The 19,197-nt window shown below is 65.0% G+C and carries 19 protein-coding genes; 8 read left to right on the top strand and 11 right to left on the bottom strand.

What is annotated here, in order from left to right:
• Positions 1-24: 24 nt before the first annotated feature.
• Positions 25-798, bottom strand: coding sequence for an SDR family oxidoreductase (locus V3C33_13600; protein ID XAS66518.1), 774 nt, complete (start codon positions 796-798; stop codon positions 25-27).
• Positions 799-962: 164 nt separating this feature from the next.
• Between V3C33_13600 and V3C33_13605 the strand changes: the two genes are divergently transcribed.
• Positions 963-2,240, top strand: a complete 1,278-nt coding sequence (locus V3C33_13605; GenBank protein ID XAS66519.1) for an amidohydrolase — start codon at positions 963-965, stop codon at positions 2,238-2,240.
• A 76-nt stretch (positions 2,241-2,316) separates the two neighbouring features.
• On the opposite strand, the gene V3C33_13610 is transcribed toward V3C33_13605, so the two are convergent.
• From V3C33_13610 to V3C33_13620, 3 genes are all read right to left on the bottom strand, one after another.
• Positions 2,317-3,687: an MFS transporter gene (locus V3C33_13610; protein ID XAS66520.1), complete on the bottom strand. Its 1,371-nt coding sequence runs from the start codon at positions 3,685-3,687 to the stop codon at positions 2,317-2,319.
• Positions 3,684-4,211 carry a helix-turn-helix domain-containing protein gene (locus V3C33_13615; GenBank protein ID XAS66521.1) on the bottom strand — a complete coding sequence of 176 codons (528 nt, stop codon included), beginning with the start codon at positions 4,209-4,211 and terminating at the stop codon, positions 3,684-3,686. Before V3C33_13615 ends, V3C33_13610 begins: the two co-directional genes overlap by 4 nt.
• A gap of 135 nt (positions 4,212-4,346) precedes the next feature.
• Positions 4,347-4,640, bottom strand: a complete 294-nt coding sequence (locus tag V3C33_13620; GenBank protein XAS66522.1) for a hypothetical protein — start codon at positions 4,638-4,640, stop codon at positions 4,347-4,349.
• Positions 4,641-5,340: 700 nt separating this feature from the next.
• Between V3C33_13620 and V3C33_13625 the strand changes: the two genes are divergently transcribed.
• Together V3C33_13625 and V3C33_13630 are read left to right on the top strand one after the other, a co-directional pair.
• The gene (locus tag V3C33_13625; GenBank protein XAS66523.1) at positions 5,341-5,709 is read left to right on the top strand and encodes a hypothetical protein; all 369 of its coding nucleotides are present in this window, start codon (positions 5,341-5,343) and stop codon (positions 5,707-5,709) included.
• A gap of 183 nt (positions 5,710-5,892) precedes the next feature.
• Positions 5,893-8,025 carry a phospholipase C, phosphocholine-specific gene (locus tag V3C33_13630; GenBank protein ID XAS66524.1) on the top strand — a complete coding sequence of 711 codons (2,133 nt, stop codon included), beginning with the start codon at positions 5,893-5,895 and terminating at the stop codon, positions 8,023-8,025.
• A 77-nt stretch (positions 8,026-8,102) separates the two neighbouring features.
• On the opposite strand, the gene V3C33_13635 is transcribed toward V3C33_13630, so the two are convergent.
• The 3 genes from V3C33_13635 to V3C33_13645 all read right to left on the bottom strand — a co-directional run bounded on the left by V3C33_13635 (position 8,103) and on the right by V3C33_13645 (position 12,054).
• Positions 8,103-9,407: a glycosyltransferase 87 family protein gene (locus tag V3C33_13635; GenBank protein ID XAS66525.1), complete on the bottom strand. Its 1,305-nt coding sequence runs from the start codon at positions 9,405-9,407 to the stop codon at positions 8,103-8,105.
• Complete coding sequence (locus V3C33_13640) at positions 9,404-10,600, bottom strand: cystathionine gamma-synthase (protein ID XAS66526.1); 1,197 nt, start codon at positions 10,598-10,600, stop codon at positions 9,404-9,406. The genes V3C33_13635 and V3C33_13640 overlap by 4 nt, the downstream gene beginning before the upstream one ends.
• A 68-nt stretch (positions 10,601-10,668) precedes the next feature.
• The gene (locus V3C33_13645) at positions 10,669-12,054 is read right to left on the bottom strand and encodes a cystathionine beta-synthase (protein XAS66527.1); all 1,386 of its coding nucleotides are present in this window, start codon (positions 12,052-12,054) and stop codon (positions 10,669-10,671) included.
• 121 nt (positions 12,055-12,175) lie between these two features.
• Between V3C33_13645 and V3C33_13650 the strand changes: the two genes are divergently transcribed.
• The 3 genes from V3C33_13650 (at position 12,176) to V3C33_13660 (ending at position 13,870) form a co-directional block, all read left to right on the top strand.
• A complete protein-coding gene (locus V3C33_13650; protein XAS69740.1) occupies positions 12,176-13,309 on the top strand; it encodes an SLC13 family permease in 1,134 nt (377 codons plus the stop codon).
• 131 nt (positions 13,310-13,440) lie between these two features.
• Positions 13,441-13,689 (top strand): VOC family protein, encoded by a 249-nt coding sequence (locus V3C33_13655; GenBank protein ID XAS66528.1) that lies wholly within the window; start codon positions 13,441-13,443, stop codon positions 13,687-13,689.
• 19 nt (positions 13,690-13,708) lie between these two features.
• Positions 13,709-13,870, top strand: a complete 162-nt coding sequence (locus V3C33_13660; GenBank protein ID XAS66529.1) for a hypothetical protein — start codon at positions 13,709-13,711, stop codon at positions 13,868-13,870.
• A 30-nt stretch (positions 13,871-13,900) separates the two neighbouring features.
• Here V3C33_13660 and V3C33_13665 read toward each other — a convergent pair whose 3' ends face one another.
• A complete protein-coding gene (locus tag V3C33_13665) occupies positions 13,901-14,293 on the bottom strand; it encodes a VOC family protein (protein XAS66530.1) in 393 nt (130 codons plus the stop codon).
• A gap of 166 nt (positions 14,294-14,459) precedes the next feature.
• Here V3C33_13665 and V3C33_13670 point away from each other — a divergent pair, with 166 nt between their 5' ends.
• Positions 14,460-15,434, top strand: a complete 975-nt coding sequence (locus V3C33_13670; GenBank protein XAS66531.1) for a 3-methyladenine DNA glycosylase — start codon at positions 14,460-14,462, stop codon at positions 15,432-15,434.
• An 81-nt stretch (positions 15,435-15,515) separates the two neighbouring features.
• Here the strand turns inward: V3C33_13670 and V3C33_13675 are convergent, their stop codons facing one another.
• Positions 15,516-16,436, bottom strand: a complete 921-nt coding sequence (locus tag V3C33_13675; protein XAS66532.1) for a hypothetical protein — start codon at positions 16,434-16,436, stop codon at positions 15,516-15,518.
• A gap of 139 nt (positions 16,437-16,575) precedes the next feature.
• The gene (locus tag V3C33_13680; GenBank protein ID XAS66533.1) at positions 16,576-18,252 is read right to left on the bottom strand and encodes an AMP-binding protein; all 1,677 of its coding nucleotides are present in this window, start codon (positions 18,250-18,252) and stop codon (positions 16,576-16,578) included.
• A gap of 102 nt (positions 18,253-18,354) precedes the next feature.
• On the opposite strand from V3C33_13680, the gene V3C33_13685 reads away from it, so the two are divergent.
• Entirely contained in the window at positions 18,355-18,633 is a 279-nt protein-coding gene (locus V3C33_13685; protein XAS66534.1) for an antibiotic biosynthesis monooxygenase, read from the top strand.
• A gap of 97 nt (positions 18,634-18,730) precedes the next feature.
• Here the strand turns inward: V3C33_13685 and V3C33_13690 are convergent, their stop codons facing one another.
• Positions 18,731-19,159 carry a thioredoxin family protein gene (locus V3C33_13690; GenBank protein XAS66535.1) on the bottom strand — a complete coding sequence of 143 codons (429 nt, stop codon included), beginning with the start codon at positions 19,157-19,159 and terminating at the stop codon, positions 18,731-18,733.
• Between the last annotated feature and the right edge of the window lie 38 nt (positions 19,160-19,197).

Raw genomic sequence — 19,197 nt, forward strand, 5'->3', positions numbered from 1 at the left:
GCCGGGACAGGAGTTGCCGGGCAGCTAGGCCGAGAAACCGCCGTCGGACTTGATCAGCTGACCTGATACCCAGCGGCCCGCCGGCGAAAGCAGGAATGCAACGGTTCCGGCAACATCGTCCGGTGTCCCGAGCCGGCCGCCGGGCTGGCGCCGGGACAGGTCCTCCCTCAGCTCCGGGCCCATCCAGCCGGTGTCCACGGGCCCGGGGTTCAGCACGTTGGCAGTGATTCCCAACGGACCCAGTTCCCTGGCAGCGGCAATAACAATCCGGTCCAGCGCACCCTTGGACGCACCGTACGGAAGGTTGAACGCCGTGTGGTCGCTGGTCAGCGCCACTATGGCGCCGCCGTCGTGCGTTGCCTGCTGCGCGAACGCGGCGATCAGCTGCCAGCTGGCACGCGTGTTCACCGCGAAGTGGCGGTCGAATGCCTCGAGTGTGGTGTCCAGGACGCCGGAATCCACTGATTCTGCATGGCAGAGCACCATGGCGTGCAACGGGCCTGCGTGCTCTGCCGCCTCGGCCATGAGCCGCTCCACAGCCTGCGGATCCTGGAAGTCAGCGGCCAGCGCCACCGCACGGACACCGGTTTCCCGGAGCTCCGCGGTGAGGATCCCGACGTCGTCCGGCTGGATCCCCCACGGCATCCGGGCGTCATAGTCCTGCCAGTACGTCAGGACCAGGTCCCAGCCCTCGGCCGCGAGCCGGCGGGCGATCCCGGCGCCGATCCCGGCAACCCGGCCCGCTCCGGTGATCAGCGCTGTTTTGGGCCAAGCGTCTTCGCGCGGTGAGGAACCCATATGCCCCAGCCTAGTAGCGGCAGCCTGCTGTGTCAGCGGCTCGTTCGCCTGGCCGGCCGGCTGCGGTGCATATGCAATTCCCGGCTGTACCGAGCCGCCCCACGCGTTCGGCCGGAGGGCTAGGCTGGCCGGGAAGACTTCCGCGATCGAAAGGACTCCCGCACATGCGAACACCCGCCGCAGCTGCCGCCGCCAGGACAAGTGTCACAACCAGTGTCAGGACCACCGTTAGGACCGCTGCCGTCAGGACCTCTGCTGTCACCGACAGCCAAACCGTGGCCATCACCAACGCCCATGTGGTCCCGATCGAAGGCGAACCCTTCGACGGCACCGTAGTGGTCAGGGCTGGCAAGATCGCCGCGCTCGGCCCGGCCGTCAAAATCCCAGGGGACGCCGAGACCATCGACGCCGGCGGCCAGTGGCTGCTGCCCGGTTTCATCGATGCCCATGTGCATCTGGGCATGCACCCGGAAGGCGAAGTCAGCGCGACTTCGGACGTCAACGAGATGACGGATCCCATCATGGCCGCGGTCCGCGCGATTGACGCCGTGGACCCGTTCGACCCTGGCTTTGACGATGCGCTGGCCGGCGGTATCACAACCGTGAACGTCAACCCCGGCTCCGGGAACCCGATAGGAGGCCTGGCCGTGGCCCTGCACACCCACGGCCGGTATATCGAGGAAATGGTGCTTCGTTCCCCCAGCGGCCTGAAATCGGCTCTCGGTGAGAACCCCAAGCGCAACTATGGCGAAAAGAAGCAGACGCCCTCCACCCGGCTCGGCACGGCCATGGTGATCCGCAAGGCCTTCATCGACGCCCAGAACTACATGGCCAAGAAGGACAAGAACGCGATTGATCCGCGCATGGAAGCCCTTGCCATGGTGCTGCGCCGCGAGATCCCGTGGCGCCAGCACTGCCACCGCGCGGACGACATCGCCACTGCCCTCAGGCTCGCGGACGAGTTCGGCTATGAGCTTGTCCTGGACCACGGCACTGAAGCCCACGTCCTGGGCGATGTCCTCGCCGAACGCGGTATTCCGGTGTTGATCGGCCCGCTGTTCACCACCAAGTCAAAGGTAGAGCTGCGGGGGCGCTCAATGCAGAATCCGGGCAAGCTCGCGGCGGCCGGCGTCGAGATTTCCATCATCACGGACCACCCTGTGATCCCCATCCACTTCCTGGTCCACCAGTGCACCCTGGCCATCAAGGAAGGCCTGGACCGCGAAACGGCGCTCAGGGCAATCACCATCAACCCGGCAAAGGTCCTGGGGCTCGCAGACCGCGTGGGGTCACTCAAAAAGGGCAAGGACGCCGACCTCGTATTGTGGAGCGGCGATCCCCTGGATGTGATGCAGCGGGCACTGAAGGTGTGGATCGGCGGCAAGCCGGTGTACCACTACGACGCCGATGCGCGGGAGGGTGTCGCTGCGGCGCGGGGCTAACGCTGCGTCATGGGGCTAGCGCCTCGCTGAGGTGAGACTTCGCGCCCGTGTTGGTTGCCAACACGGGCGCGAAGTCTCACCTCGATGGAACCGGAACCGGAACCGGCACTGGCTCCTGAACGCTCCTGTCCTTGCGGATGGTGGCGCTGATGACGGCGGCGACGGTGCACATGGCGGCCGCGGCGAACCAGGCGTAGGTGTACTGGCCGGTGGCGTCGCGGATCGCGCCCGCCCCCAGTGCAGCCGCGGCCGCACCCAGCTGGTGGGCGGCGAACACCCAACCGAACACCACGCTGCCGTCTGCGCCGAATGTCTTGCGGCAGATCGCCGCGGTGGGCGGCACCGTGGCCACCCAGTCCAGGCCATAGATCACCACAAACACCATCATGCTGGGCTGCACGGTGGCGCTCAGGAGCAGCGGGAGCACGAGCAACCCGATGCCACGGAACTGGTAGTAGACCGCCAGCAGGATCCGCGGGTTGAAGCGGTCCGTCAGCCAGCCGGATGCGATGGTGCCCAGGATGTCGAAGATCCCGACGACGGCCAGCAGCCCCGCTGCGGTGGTCTCCGGCATGCCGTGGTCGTGGGCCGAGGGAATGAAGTGGGTTCCGATCAGCCCGTTGGTGGTGGCGCCGCAGATGGCGAAGCCTGCAACGAGCGCCCAGAAGGTGCGGACTTTACTGGCTCGCTTGAGCACCTGGAGCGCACGGATGGCCGCGTTCCGGCTGGGTTCCGCAGCGGGTGGCGCCTCGGGCGCGGGAGCCGCCGCTTCGCCGTCTTCCTGATCGCCCGCGGCCGGTGCCTCTTCACCGTAGGGCAACACCCCGACGTCGGCCGGTGAGTTCTTAAGGAACTTAATGACCAGCGGGACCACTGCAAACGCCCCTGCGGCGATCAGCAGCGAGGCCTGGCGCCAGCCGGGTTCCTGTGCCAGCATTGCGATGAAGGGCAGGAACACCAGCTGACCGGCGGCACTGCCGGCGGTGAGGATGCCGATCACCAGGCCGCGGTTTTTGGAGAACCATGTGTTCGCGATGGTGGCGGCAAACACGAGTGCCATGGATCCGGTCCCAAGCCCGATCAGCAGCCCCCAGGTGAGCAGGATCTGCCAGGACTCGCTGACGAACACGGTCAGTGCGCTTCCGGCACCGATCAGGACCAGCGCCGCGGATGTCACCGCCCGGATGCCGAACCGCTCCATGAGGGCCGCGGCGAACGGTGCCGTGAGCCCGAACAGCACCAGGTTGATGCTCACAGCGGCCGAGAGGACTGTGGTGGACCAGCCGAATTCCTGCTGCAGCGGCACCATGAGGACCCCGGGTGCCGCCCGGAAACCGGCGGCACCGACCAAGGCCAGGAATGCCACCGCAGCCACGATCCAGGCCGGGTGCAGTTTCCGTCGCGGGGTCTTGCCGGTAGGCAGCTCGATGGCATCGGGGGTGGTCATGCGGGGAGCTCCGTTTCGTGGGAGGGTACGGCGGGAACGGGTGCGACTGCGAGCGGCACCGGGTGTTCGGTGCGTTTGAGGCTGTGCCAGCTGGTGTTGGCCGCGGTCAGCGGGGCCCCGCAATGGGTGCAGGTATCGGCAGAGGCCGTGGGCAGCCCGCAGTCCGTGTGGATAACCCTCATGTGGGCGACATCGGTAGGCGCATCAAGGTGCTTTTCGGCCCAGATGATAATGGCGTTCAGGACCGGAAGGGAGTCCTCGCCCTTTGGGGTGAGAACGTATTCCTGGCGTGTGCGGCCGCCGTCCACGTACGGGCGCCGGGCCAGGATCCCGGCGTCGAGCAGCCAGCCAAGCCGCTTGCTCAGGACGTTGTCCGCTACCCCCAACCGCTTCCTGATGGCGTCGAATCGCCCGTTGCCGAAGAAAACCTCACGAAGCACCAGGCTCCCCCAGGGGTCGCCGAGGACATCGAGGCCACGGGCCAGGCTGCAGGTACGCGCGGACCAGTCAGATCGCAAAGGCATGGCATGAGAGTAGCTAACTATTCTAAAGAAAGCTAGTCCGGATGCCGCACGACGCGAAGAATAGGACGACGACGGCGGCAGCGCCCCTCCCACGGGATCCGCGCCGCCGCCATCGGGCTTGCATTGGGCCAGGTGTCAGGCGTCAGGTCCTGCTGTCAGGAAGTTGTGGACCTCATAGGAGGTCACTACGGGCTGGGCAATGCCGAGCTCGGCGGTGACGGGGCCGAGCTGGTTCTGGTAGAACGCATCGGACTGTTCCTTGGTCTGCCACACGTCCACGATCCGGGTGCCGCCCTCGGTGGCCGCCACCCAGTGGAACAACCCGCCCGGGGCGCCTTGCCCACCGGGCGTGAACTGCATCCCCTCGACCACTTTGTCATAGTCATCCAGCGTGCCGCCGTCGAAATCCATGACCACTGCAATAGCCATAATTGACCTCCAAAGAATCCGGCAGTCGAACTTTTCGCTGCCAATCGCAAGGCTAGACCTGACCCAAATCACGGTCAATAGACCGCGTTGACTCATAGAAAACCTCCGCGTAGCCGGATACGTTGCCTCATATGAAAACCTCCGCGTAGCGGCGTGGTTCGCGGTTGTGGCGGCGGATGCGGGTTATGCCCGTTTTCATGGAGCTCACGATGGCCCAGCGCCAAGCTGTGACGAAGAAGAAAGCCCTCGCCTATAAGAGCGCCGATCGTGCCGGCAGGCTGCTGGCCCCGATGCTGCCGGTCCTGATTGCACGGGGACGGTCCCATACCAAGCCCGGCACGCTGCTCAAGTCCCAGATCCGGATCCGCACCTGGGCCGAATGGGACGACGCCGTCCCGGGGTTTGTGGAGATCGACCTGGTCGGCCACGAGGGAGGCAACAGCTTCGGCGAGTTCTGTTTCACCCTGACGGTGACGGACATTTCAACAGGATGGACGGCGAACCGGTCCGTGCGGAACAAGGCCGCCAAATGGGTCTTTGAAGCCCTCGAGCACGTCACCGCCGTGTTCCCGTTCCCCATAATCGGGATCGATTCGGACAACGGGTCTGAGTTCATCAACGATCATCTGCCGGCCTACTGCCATGCGCAGGAGATCACGTTCACCCGGTCCGGCCGGGCAACAAAAACGACGGCGCCCACGTGGAGCAAAAGAACTGGGCCAGGGTCCGGGAACTGGTCGGCTACCTGCGCTACGACACCGCCGCCGAGCTGGACAAACTCAATGAGATCTGGGAGCTGGACCGCGTCTTCACCAACTACCTGCTGCCGCAGCAAAAACTCATCGAAAAGCAGCGCCACCGGGCGAAGGTCACCAAGAAGCATGACGCACCGTCTACACCCCGCCAAAGAGCGATCAGACACGAGACGATGCGCAAACGCGCGATCATCCAGATGAACGCCGCCTTCAAACAGATCAAACCGGCGGCCCTCTCACGCCATATCCTGGCCCTCACCGCCCAGCTGGAAGCACTTGCCCTGGCGAAAAACCAGCGCATCTCAGACCCGTAAACAGGGCCTGGAACAACTGAGCCCCCGGAGGTATTGCAATGAGGCAACGAAGACTCCGGCACAGGGACGCCGGAGCCAGCGGGTGGGGGCCGCACCGGGCGGCTTCCCCCAGTTCACCGCCGGTTCATGCGCGGTGTCTAGATTCGTCTGGTCAACTCTGGTCCATGAAAGGCAATCCCTAACATGACAACGCATGACGCAATACCGGTGAACCGTTCAACCCCAGGACTTTCCCGGCGAGGTTTCCTCGGCACGGCTGCGGCAGCCACCGCTCTGGCAGCCACCGGTTCGCTGCTCCCGCCGTCGGTTCAGGCTGCCATGGCAAAGCCGGTCCCGCCGGGAAGCCTTCAATCCATCAAGCACGTCATCGTCCTCATGCAGGAAAACCGGTCATTCGACCACTATTTCGGTTCGCTGCGAGGCGTCCGCGGCTACGGCGACAAGTCCGTGCCCCGCCTCCCCAACGGCAAATCGATGTTCGAGCAACCCCGGGCCGCAGGCGAAAGCGTCCTGCCCTTCTCACTCCGCAAGGCCGCGGAACTCGCCGGCCGCCCGGACTCGGACATCCAATACCTGAACGGGCTGGACCACTCCTTCTCCGGCACCACGGCCGCCTGGAACAAGGGCTGGTGCGACAAGTGGGTCCCCGCCAAAAGCGCCTCCACCATGACGTTCTACGAACGCCCGGACATCCCGCTGCAGTACGAACTCGCGGACACCTTCACCATTTGCGATGCCTACCACTGCTCCGTCAACGGTTCCACCAACCCCAACCGCAACTACCTCTGGAGCGGCACCACGGGCAACGAGCCCGGCAGCAGCAGCCGCGCCGTCAGCAACGCCGCTTACGGCTATGACCACGGCGGCTACAACTGGACCACCTACCCGGAACGCCTTGAAGAAGCCGGCGTCTCGTGGCAGATCTACCAGGACTGGGACAATTTCGGGGACAACGCCGTGGAGTACTTCCAGAGCTTCAAGGCGATCGGCCACAAGATGCTTGCAGGCGTGGACGGGAAGCTGCGCACCACCGAGGAGTTCTACGACCAGCTTGCCGGCAAGACGCCCGCGGACAGGGAGATCCTCCTCGCCCAGCTGGAGCAGGGCCACGAACGCCTGACGGACGCCGAGAAGGCACTCTTCGACAAGGCCATGCGGCGCGGCCGGCCGGACACTCTGTTGGAGCGCCTGGGCGCCGACATTAACGCCGGCACGCTGCCGCAGGTCAGCTGGCTGGTGCCGTCCGCCGCCGACTCCGAGCACCCGAGTTCCTCCACTCCGGTGGGCAGCGCCAACTTCGTTTACAGGCTCCTGGACACCGTGGCCAGCAACCCGGATACCTGGGCCAGCACCGCAATCTTCCTGAACTTCGACGAAAACGATGGCTACTTTGACCACGTGCCGCCGCCCGTCCAGCCACGTCCCGCCACCGGCGAGTCCAGCGACTGGACCACAGCCCTGCCCATCGGCCTGGGCCCGCGCGTCCCCATGACCGTCGTTTCGCCATGGACCATCGGCGGCTATGTCAGCTCCGAGGTGTTCGACCACACCTCGGTGATCAGATTCCTGGAGCGCTGGACCGGAGTCGAGGAACCGAATATCTCCCCGTGGCGCCGCACCGTATGCGGTGACCTCACCGGAGTGTTCAACTTCGATGCCGCCGGCACGCCTCCTGTGCTGGATCAGCCGGGCCCGGTGCCCGCCAGGATCTCCCGTTGGAGGCCGGACCCGCCGGCGGTGCAGGTGGCTCCGATACAGGAGTCCGGCACCCGCCCGGCCCGCCCGCTGCCTTATCGGCCCCGGACATCCGCCGTGGTCAAGGGCAACAGCATTGCCCTCTCGCTGGACAACAGCGGCACCCAGTCCACACATTTCACCGTGTACGGCTACGCCGGCGAGGTCACCGAACCGCGGCACTTCGACGTGAAGGGGCACCTGGGTACTGAGATTCCGGTTCCGGGTGGCAGCTTTGACGTGGTGGTCACCGGCCCCAACCGGTTCCAGTACGGGCTGAAGGGTTCGACGGCGGGGCCCGCCTCCGGCGTCGACGTTTCCGTCAACGGCCGGCGTGGCAAGAACGACGTAGAGCTGGAGCTGCATAACAGCGGTACGGAAACCGTCACTCTGTTGCTGGCCTCCCTGCAGTACGTCGATTCGAGCGACAAGGTGGTGCTGAAGGCAGGCCACAAGAAGAAGATCGGCTGGGAAACGTTCGAGGGCTGGTATGACGTCCAGATCAGTTCGCCAGAGGATGCCTCGTTCGGCCGCCGCCTGACGGGCCGCGAAGAGGACGGCAACGTGGGAATCTCCGGCTGACGCAGCCCGGTCGAGAAACTCCGGTGCCGTGCGGGAGCCTCTCCCGCACGGCACCGGAACACCGGCTTAATGCGGCGTCAGGGTGCCGAGGATCCGCTGGCCGTGGCGGCCCCGGCCGTGATCCCTGCCCGGGACGGCCGGTAGGCAAGCGCCCAGTAGACCAGCAGCGCGATTCCGCACAGCACACCAAGGCTGGCAACGATCAGCTGCCACTGCGTCTGCGGATCCTTGCCCCATTCGCGGGCACCGGCCATCACGGCCAGATACTTGGGCGTGAGGTAGAACGAGACCGCGGTCACGGCCACAATGATCCAGCCCCACAGGCGCATTTTGCCGTAGCGGGAGGGGACCCGGTGCATTGCGAAAGCCATGGACGGCAGCGCCACCGCCATCCACACCCAGTGGTGCGACCATGAAACGGGGCTGATCAGCAGCATCAGCACCGCGGTGGCGGAAACTGCGACGAAGTTCTCATCTGCGGCCACGGCCCATTTAATCACGAGCGCAGCCACGGCCACCAGCATGAGGGACAGCACCAGCCACAGGACGCTGGTCAGCCCGGAGTCAGGCAAGCCAAGGTGCAGAAGCAGGCCCTTGACGGACAGGTTGTCCATGTAGGCCGGGCCGCCGATCCGCCCCGTGTCCGGCAGGATGCTGGTCCAGAATGTCCTGGACGCGTTGGGCAGCATGGCCCAGGCAAACGCAATGGATCCCAGGAACCCGGCCGCCATCCACCCCAGCGCCTTGAAGTCCCGGCGGACCAGGAAGTACAGCCCGAATGCCAGCGGCGTGAGTTTGATCCCCGCTGCCAAGCCGATGAGCAGCCCCGCAGGCCACCTCAGTTCACCGGCCCGGGACTTCCTGTACAGGGCGAAGTCGGCCAGGATCAGGCCCATCAGGATGATGTTGATCTGACCGAAATCGAAAGTGTCCCGCCACGGCCCCAGCAGCAGAATCGCCGCGGTTCCGGCAAGCGCAACCGCCCGGAAGCGCCAGTCTCCGAAGGCAGCCCGCCAGCCGCGCAGCCCGAAGTAGTGCCGCGTCAGCCAGGCGGCCACGACGGCTGCCCCGACGAGCGCCGTCGTGATAAAAATCAGGCTGCTTGCGCTCAGGCTAAGGGTTGCCAGCAGCGCGAACAGCAGGGCCGCGAACGGCGGGTAGGTGAAGGGCAGCCCGTCGCGCGGAGCGTACAGCTCGTTGACGCCGGTCTCGCCGGTCTGCAGCACGCGGCTGCCGCCGTAGTAGTACACCTCGAAGTCGTTCATGAGAGGTATGTAGGCCGAGTACAGCACCACCAGTGCGACGACGACGGCGAGCGCGCCGGCCGCCGTCGCGATCCAGCCGCGTGTGGTCGGGGAAAGTGCCCGGGGTGGCGCTGTCACCGGAGGAACGTGAAGGCGTGCTCGAGGTCCGCGATGAGGTCCTCAACGTCCTCGATGCCGCAGGAGAGCCGGATCAGGTTCACGGGAACCGCCAGCTCCGTGCCCTTGACGGAGGCATGGGTCATTTCGGACGGGTAGTTCATCAGCGATTCGATGCCGCCCAACGACTCCGCCAGCGTGAACACGGACGTGGACTCGGCGACCTTGCGGGCCGCAGCCTCGCCGCCCTTGAACTGCACGGAAATCATGCCGCCGAACTTCTTCATCTGCTTCTTTGCGAGCTCATGGCCCGGGTGTGAGGGCAGGCCCGGGTACAGCACTGCCTCCACTTCAGGGCGCTGGAGCAGCCATTCGGCCACGGCCTGGGCGTTGTCGCTGTGACGGTCCATCCGCACGCCCAGGGTCTTCAGGCCGCGGGTGGTGAGGAAGGCGTCCATCGGGCCGGACACGGCACCGACCGCGAATTGCACGAAGCCGATCTTCTCGGCCAGTTCGGCGTCATTGACTACGATTGCTCCGCCCACAACGTCGGAGTGGCCGCCGATGTACTTGGTGGTGGAGTGGACCACCACGTCGGCGCCCAGCGCGAGCGGGTTCTGCAGGTAGGGGGAGGCAAAGGTGTTATCCACCACCAGGAGGGCACCGGCGTCGTGCGCTACCTTGGCGAGGGCCTCGATGTCAGTGATTTTCATCATCGGGTTGGACGGCGTCTCCACCCACACGAGGCGGGTTTTGTTGGCTGCTGATCCGCCGGCTGCTACTGCAGTGGCCACGGCGTCAGGATCGGACATATCCACCGGGGTGTTGCCGATCCCCCACTCACCCAGGACGCGGCTGATGAGCCGGTAGGTGCCGCCATAGGCGTCGTTGCCGAGCACAATGTGGTCGCCCGGACGGGTGAGGGCACGGATCAGCGAGTCCTCCGCAGCCAGGCCGGAGCTGAAGGAATATGCGTGGGTGCCGCCTTCGAGAGCCGCCAGCTGTTCCTGCAGGGCATCACGGGTGGGGTTGGTTCCGCGGCCGTATTCGTAGCCGTCACGCAGCCCGCCGATGCCGTCCTGGGCATAGGTGGAGCTGAAATGCACGGGCGGTACAACGGCGCCGGTGCGTGGCTCGAAAGCCTGGCCGGCGTGGACGGCACGGGTGTTGAATCCTGGACTCTTAGTTGAATTGACACTGTCTGAGACAGACATTGAAGATCCTTTCGGCTGGTGATCGAGCCTGTCGGAGATCCGCGGTTTCGACAGGCTCAACCACCGGGTCAGTTGCTGAGGTAGGCGAGGAGGTCGTGGCGGGTGAGGATGCCCACGGGGGCGCCGACAAACGTGACCATCACAGTGTCGACGTCGGAAAGCAGCTCGCGGGCGGCCGAAATGGTTTCGAGGGACCCGATGACGGGCAGTTTCTCCCCCATGTGCTCGGAAATCTTGTCCGTCAGTTTCGCTTCGCCTCGGAACAGCTTGGAGGTGAGGCTCCGTTCATCGACGGCACCGAGCACCTCGCCCATCACCACCGGCGGCTCCTGGGAGAGCACGGGGATGTGGCTGACGCCGTACTCGTTCATGATGTTGATGACGTCACGGACGGTCTCGTTGGGATGGATGTGCACCAGGTCGGGAAGCTCGCCGTTCTTGGATTTGATGACCTCGCCCACGGAGGTTTCTTCCCCGCCGGACAGGAAGCCGTAGGAGCGCATCCACTGGTCATTGAAGATCTTGGCCAGGTAGCCCCGGCCGGAGTCCGGCAGGATCACCACCACCACGGCGTCCTCAGGGAGATCCCTTGCCGTCTGCAGCGCTGCCACCACAGCCATGCCGGACGAGCCTCCCACCAGCAGGCCTTCCTCGCGGGCCAGGCGGCGCGTCATGGCGAAGGAGTCGGCATCGCTCACCGCAATGACATCATCCGGCACGGACTTGTCGTAGTTCGCGGGCCACATGTCCTCGCCCACGCCTTCAACAAAGTACGGTCGCCCGGTGCCGCCCGAGTACACAGAGCCTTCGGGGTCCGCCCCGATGATCCGGACCCGTCCGCCGTCGGACTCCGCACGGTCGGCGGAAACCTCTTTGAGGTAGCGGCCGGTGCCGGTGATGGTGCCGCCCGTTCCGGCGCCGATGACGCAGTGCGTGACTTTGCCGTCCGTATCCTTCCAGATTTCCGGGCCGGTGGATTCGTAGTGGCTGCCGGGGGCGGCCGGGTTGGAGAACTGGTCCGGCTTGTAGGCGCCTGGGATCTCGGTGACCAGGCGGTCCGAAACGCTGTAGTAGCTCTGCGGGCTGTCAGGCGCCACGGCGGTGGGTGTCACCACTACCTCCGCACCGTAGGCCTGGAGCACGGCGCGCTTGTCCTCGCCCACCTTGTCCGGCACCACAAAAATGCATTTGTAGCCCTTTTGCTGGGCCACGAGGGCCAGACCGACGCCGGTGTTCCCGGACGTCGGTTCAACGATGGTCCCGCCCGGCAGCAGCTTGCCGTCCCGTTCCGCCTCGTCGATCATCTTGGCCGCGATGCGGTCCTTGATGGAACCGCCGGGGTTCAGGTATTCCAGCTTGACCAGGATGGTGGCTTTGATGCCGTCAGTCACGTGGTTGAGCTTGATGAGCGGCGTATTGCCGATGAGGTCCAGGATGGACTGGGCGTACTTCATAGGTACAAAGTTACCGTCTCAGCGCTGCAGGGGTTGCCTTGGAAGCCACCGGTGCGAAGATTATGCAGTGAAGCACCTGCACTGGCCGAAGAACCGGAGGAGCTATCTCCTGCCTGGCGGCATGCTGTTGGCCGGGGCAGGGTGTCTGGTCTCGGGTTTCCTGCCGTGGCCGGCATTTCTGCAGCTCGCCGGCCGTACTGTTCCCGTCCTCACTTTTGTGGTTGCCATGACTCTGGTGACCGAACTGGTGGACAACGCAGGGCTCTTCCGTGTGGTGACGGACCGAATCGCTTGGTTGGGCCGCGGAAGTGTTTTTCTGCTGTGGCTCCTGGTGATTGCCCTGGCCACCGTTTCCACGGTCTTCCTTTCCCTGGACACCACGGCTGTGCTGGTCACTCCAGTGGTGGTGCTGCTGGCAGTCCATGCCAGGATTCCGCCGCTGCCGTTCGCCCTGACCACGGTGTGGCTGGCCAACACCGCCTCGCTTCTCCTGCCGGTGTCCAACCTGACAAACCTGCTTGCCCAGGACCTGCTCGCGTTCAGCCCGCTGAAATTTGCCGGGCTGGTGTGGGCGCCTGCCCTCGTGGGAGTGCTGGTTCCGGTGGCCCTGCTGTGGCTGGCGTTCCGCAAGGATTTCCGTGGCCGCTATGGACCGCAGACTCCCCACCACGTGCGGGACAGGAGGCTGCTTTATGTGTCGGGAGGAACGGTGCTGGTGCTGCTCCCGGCGCTCGTGTCCGGCATTCCGGTGGTGATCCCCGCCGTCGCCGCGGCCGTGTTTTTGCTGGCTGTATTCCTCTGGCGCCGGCCTTCGACGCTGCACTGGTCCATGGTGCCGTGGCGCCCGCTGATGCTGGCTTCGGGACTTTTTATGGTGGTGGAGGCACTCCACGCCCACGGGCTCACGGAAATCCTGGCCCCAGCCGCTGGATCCGGCGGAGGCCTGGCGGATCTGCTTCGGCTGGCTGCTCTGGGTGCGGGTGCCGCCAATGTTGCCAACAACCTGCCTGCATACCTGGCGATGGAGCCCGTGGCCGGATCACCCGTGCGGCTGGCCGCCGTGCTGATTGGCGTAAACCTTGGCCCCCTGGTTGCTCCGTGGGCGTCGCTGGCCACCCTGTTGTGGCATGAGCGGCTTCAGACGCTCAACCTGCGGGTCCGCTGGGGCGGCTTCGCCCTGGCAGGCCTGGCCGCCGTGGTGCTGACGCTGCCGCTGGCTGTGCTGGCTCTGTGGGTTACCAGCGGGATGCACTAAGGCCGCCTCGGCAGATGCGTTTTTTCGGAGAAAGTCCTAGCCAAGGCCGGTCGCGGCACGGCAAGCTGGCCTTGGCACTCCCACTCGACCCCCTGTCGAGCCGGACTCCCCCGTCGAAAGCCCCCCCCGCCATGGACCGGACCCTCGAAGTGGTTGCACTCCCGGTGAGTGATATTGACCGGGCCATCGGGTTCTACCGCGACAAGGTTGGCTTCAACCTGGACCACAACACTGTGAACGAGCACATGCACGTGGTCCAGTTGACGCCGCCCGGCTCCGGCTGCTCGATTGTCATCGGGGACCTTCCCTCGCAGAATGAAATGGCGCCCGGCTCAATGCGGGGGCTGCAGCTGGTGGTTTCGGACGCCCGCGCCGCGTGAGGAATTGCTCAGCCGAGGGGTGGAGGCAAGCGAAATCACCGTTTTTGACGAACGCGACGGCGGCACGTTCTTCGGCTTCAGCGACCCGGACGGAAACGCCTGGGCTGTGCAGGAACTGAAGGTCCGCGCCGCAAAGCCGCTGCTCCCGGTAGACGCACGCGGCCGCTTCGGTTCGGATTAGGGAACCCGGCCCGCGCCGGGCACAGGCGCCCTAGCTTCCTGCTGAAGTGTCGTTCTGCCACAGGCCCAGGGTGTTGCCCTCCGTGTCCTTGAAGTAGGCATAGAAGCCCATTCCGGGAACGGCATCCTTGGCTTTGGCCACCGAGCCCCCTGCGGACTCAATCTGTGCCAGTGCGGCGTCGATGTCCTCAACGTCCACCGTGATGATGGGGGTTTTCAGTTCCCCCGTGCGCGGGAACAGGGCGCCGTTGATTGCTCCGGGCGCGCTGGGCATGCCGGTCTCTGCATCCGATGGGGTGGTGATGGCGATCGTGTAGTCCATCTCCGGCATGGCGTTGAGCGTCCAGCCGAACGCACCTTGGTAGAAACTGTTGGCCCGCTCCTGATTGTCCGCGGGGATTTCGAAATGCACTACTCCGGCCATTGCGCTCTCCTGACAGTTCTGATGATCCGGCGCGGGCGGTCCACGCCACACGAAAATTCTAGTCCCGCGGTACGCCGCCGGTAAGGGCCCCGGTAAGGGTAAGACTGCGGGTCCGGAATCCGGTGCCGGGGGCTTTCCTGCCAGCCCGGCATGGGAGCATATTCCAATGACCATCGCCGAAGTTCCAGCCGCCATTGCTGCGGGTGCTGATGCTTCGCTGCGCTGGAACCCCGGGACGCCATATTCGCTGACCCGGACCCTCGGCATCCTGATGCGCGGCAACTCCGACCCCTCCGTCGGGATGCGCGCTGACGGTTTCTGGATGGCGTTTGCAACGCCGGAAGGGCCGGTTTCGCTGCGGCTCACGGCTTCGGGGGCTGACGGCACAGTGGACGCCCTGGCCTGGGGGCCGGGCGCTGAAGCCGCGATCGACGGCGTGCCTGCCCTCCTCGGCGCATGTGATGACTGGTCAACCTTTGACGAACCGGCCTTCCAGGCAACACTCCCCCGTCTGGTCACGGAGGCCCGACGCCGGAACCTGGCAGTGCGGTTCCCCTCCACCGGGCGTGTGGTTGACTCACTTGTCCCCACCGTCCTGGAACAGAAGGTCACGGTCATCGAGGCCCGCCGCGGATACAGGTACCTGATGCACCGCCACGGCACTCCGGCCCCGGGTGCTGGGACCGCGGCGCCTGCCGGCCTGCTGGTTCAACCCACGCCTGCGCAGTGGCTCCGCATCCCGTCCTGGGAATGGCATAAGGCCGGGGTGGGGCCACAGCGCTCGGCAACCGTCATGCGGGTGCTGCACTCCGCCGTCGCGCTTGAACGCCTGGCAGGACTTCCGGCGGCAGAAGCTGCGATGAAGATGCAGACCCTGTCCGGCATCGGCGTCTGGACCGCGGCAGAGGTGGTGCAGCGGACGCACGGCTGCCCGGATTCGATCGCCGTGGGCGACTACCATCTGGCGTCTTATGTGGGCTACGCACTGACGGGCAGGAAGACGGACGACGCCGGCATGCTGGCTTTGCTGGCGCCGTGGCAGGGCCACAGGCAGCGGGTGGTCCGCATGATCGGGCTGAGCGGCTTCCGCAAGCCCGCCTTCGGACCGAGAATGACCATCCAGGACCACCGCCAGCACTGACCTCCCCTCTTTCAAGCAACGCGGGGTCACTTACGGCCCATGTCAGACGCCACCTTGGGCCGTAAGTGACCCCGCGTTGGGTTAAGCGGAGCGTCGTTTGGCTCGCTTGATCCTCACGATGACGTTTTCGAATCCTTCGGCGAGGTCGTCGGCGTTGACCTTGAAATAGGACCAGCCTGCATTGAGGAACAATTCATCGCGACGATTGTCGCGGGACTGCTGTTCGCGCGCGAGGTGGTGGGCGCCGTCGTACTGCACGGCAATCCGGAAGCGCCGGTAGCCCAGATCGGCGGCCGGCGACCATTGGTCCTGCGGATCAAGCCTGAGCTGCAACTCAGGCTCGGGCAGGTGAGCCTCGCGCATCGCCAGCCGCAGGAACGTTTCCGGGAAGGAGTCCGCTCCGACACGCATTTCGTCGAGGGCGAGCCGGGCCTTTTCAACTCCCTTCATATTGGGATGCTGGCGGATCAGCAGGCGCAGTCCCTCCTTGTAGGCGTGCGGCTCGGACCTGAATTCCAGGCCGGGCCGCGGCATCCGGATCAATTGGTCACCCATTGCGATCAGATCTTTCAGAGGCAGCTCCTTGGCGAGATCCAGCCATGTCCGCGGCGGTGCCGATACCGGGATGCCGTCGATTTCAATGACCTCGCCGGGGTTCACGTGGACGCGATGGCCTGTAATGCCGCCGCGCCTGACTCGGGGGAGGTGGTGCGGTTTGCTGAGGTGAACCGTCGATTCGAAATCCATCCAGGGTGGCAGCCCGAGGTCGGCCAGCGTGGCGGCGGATTGATGCGACACCCATGCATCCGGCGTGGCCGCTGCAAATACCCTGGCACGTTCGGTGATCTCCAGCCTCCTGCCAGCCGGCAGGTAGACCAGCCGGCCGCCGTCGGATAAGTCATTTGCGCGGAGCCTCTTGGGAGGGACGCCGAGCGCCTTCGACTCAGCGTACGTAAACGGAACCAGTCGGATGCTCGGCGGGAGCGGGGTGAGGCGGACCATGTGGCCAATTCTGTCCACAATGTTCCCCAAGTTTGGAGTTATCCACAGCCCGAATTTGAAATAGAACAACGCGGGGTCACTTACGGCCCAAGTCAGGCACCAACATGGGCCGTAAGTGACCCCGCGTTGCCTTAGGACCCTATAACCCCAGCCGGGCCACCGCTTCTTCGCGCATCTGTACTTTGCGGATTTTGCCGGACACCGTCATGGGGAAGTTGTCCCGCACGTCCACGTAACGCGGAATTTTGTAGTGCGCCAGCTTGCCCCGGCAGAACTCGGCAATGCCTTCCGCATCCAGCGGTTCGGCTCCGGGCTTGAGGATGATGCAGGCCATCAGCTCCTCGCCGTATCTGGCATCCGGGACGCCGATCACCTGCACGTCCTGGATGGACGGGTGCCCGTACAGGAACTCCTCGATCTCGCGCGGATAGACGTTCTCGCCGCCGCGGATCACCATGTCCTTCATCCGCCCCTCGATCACCACGTACCCGCCCTCATCCATACGTGCGAGGTCACCGGTGTGCATCCAGCCCTCCGCATCGATGGCCTCGGCTGTTTTGCCCGGCTGATCCCAATATCCCTGCATCACGGCATAGCCACGCGTGCAGAGCTCGCCGATCTCGCCCCGCTCCAGCACCTCCCCGGTGCCCGGATCCACCACCTGGCTTTCCAGCTGCGGCATGGTCCGGCCCACCGTCTCGGTACGCTGGGCGAGGGTGTCGCTGCTGAGCGTCATGGTGGACACCGGCGAGGTCTCCGTCATGCCGTAACAGATGGCCACATCAAACATGTTCATCTCCGAGATCACCCGGTTCATCACCTCGATGGGGCACAGCGAGCCTGCCATGACGCCCGTGCGCAGCGTGGACAGATCATAGGAGGCGAAGTCCGGCAGGGCGAGTTCGGCTATGAACATGGTGGGCACGCCGTACAGCGACGTCCCGCCGAAATCCTGCACCGCTTCCAGTGCTGCGGCCGGTGTGAAAGATCGCCCCGGAATGATGGCGGCGGCGCCGTGGCTCAGCGCGTTGAGGTTGCCGATCACCATGCCGAAGCAGTGGTAGAACGGCACCGGAATCACCACCCGGTCGTGCTCCGTGTAACCCAGCAGCTCGCCGATGGAGTAGCCGTTGTTCAGGATGTTGTGATGCGTCAGCGTGGCGCCCTTGGGGAACCCCGTGGTGCCGGAGGTGTACTGCAGATTGATGGGCTCATGCGGGCCCAGTTCGGCCATCCGCGCCTTAAGGCCGGAATGCCCGACGTCGTCAGCCCGCTTGAGCAGCTCGGCGTAAGTCCGCTCCTCATCGCCTTGGGCGACGCCGGCGTCGAGCTCCTTCGAACCGGCGTCCGGCAGGAACACCAGCTCACGGAGTTCCGGACACTCAGCGAGCGCCTGGCGGGCCATTCCCACATAGTCGCTGTTTTTGTCCGACGGCGCCGTCACAAGCATCCGCATCCCGTTCTGCTTGACCACGAACTCAAGCTCGTGGGTGCGGTACGCCGGATTTACGTTGACCAGGATGGCGCCGATTTTGGCTGTGGCGTACTGGAGGATGGTCCACTCAGCGCAGTTGGGGCTCCAGATGCCGACCCTCTCGCCCTTGGCCACTCCCAAGGCGAGGAGCGAGCGCGCCAGGCGGTCGACGTCGTCGTTCAGTTTGGTGTAACTCCAGCGGCGGGCGTCAGCGCCGGGAACAGCGGCCGCCTCAATCAACGCATCGTGGAAGGGGAATTGTGCCACCACCCGCTCAAAGTTCTCGCCAATGGTTTCCTCGAGCAGCGGGACGTCAGTGTCCCCGGCTGTATAAGCGCGCATGATGGCACGCTACCAACTCGCCAGCGGCAATAGAAGCGCAACAGAAGGGTGTCCGGCGGAAACAGAGCCAGCAGGGGTGCGGCGCCCGGTATTGTGAAATCCATGAGTGCACCCATTGACCTGCTGGCCACGTTCATCCCCAACGACGGTGAGTTCTTCCGCGTGAAGCTCGCCCTGGAAATCGCCATCGACGAGGTGGTGAACGAGCCCGGCTGCATCCGCTACGAGCTCACCGAGGCAACTGAGGAAAAGCTGATGCTGACCGAGCAGTGGTCTTCAGAGGAAGACCTGGCCAGGCATTCCAAGGGCGCGGCAGTCCAGGATCTGAACGAATCCCTCAGCGCACTTCTTGCCGAGCCGGTGAGGCTGGACCGTCTCTAGGCCCTCCTCGTAGAACAAGCAACGCGGGGTCACTTAGCGCCCATCAACCACTGGTTAATGGGCCGTAAGTGACCCCGCGTTGGAGTTTAAGGCGGACCTAGGCCTCGGGGATCTGGGTACCGTCCTGCTGGGTACCGTCCTGCTGGTTTCCGGCAGCGGCGGTTTCAGCTTGCGATCGCGCCACATGGGCGTGGACCTCTTCCATGTCCAGGGCCTTGACGGCGTCGATGACCTGCTCCAGTTGCGGGCCGTTGAGCGCGCCGGGCTGGGAGAAGACCAGCACCTTTTCGCGGAAGGCCATCAGGGTGGGGATTGAGGTAATGCCCGCCTCGGCGGCGAGCTGCTGTTCAGCCTCCGTGTCCACCTTGGCGAAAACGATGTCGTCGTACTTCTCCGAGACGGTTGAGTAGGTGGGCGCGAACTGACGGCACGGACCACACCACGCAGCCCAGAAATCCACCAGGACAATGTCATTGCCCTCGATGGTAGTTGCGAACTGTTCACCTGTTATGTCAACTGTAGCCATGGTTCAACGGTACGCGAGCCGGATTCAGAAGTCCCCCC

The organism is Micrococcaceae bacterium Sec5.7 (assembly GCA_039636785.1).
GTDB lineage: Bacteria > Actinomycetota > Actinomycetes > Actinomycetales > Micrococcaceae > Arthrobacter.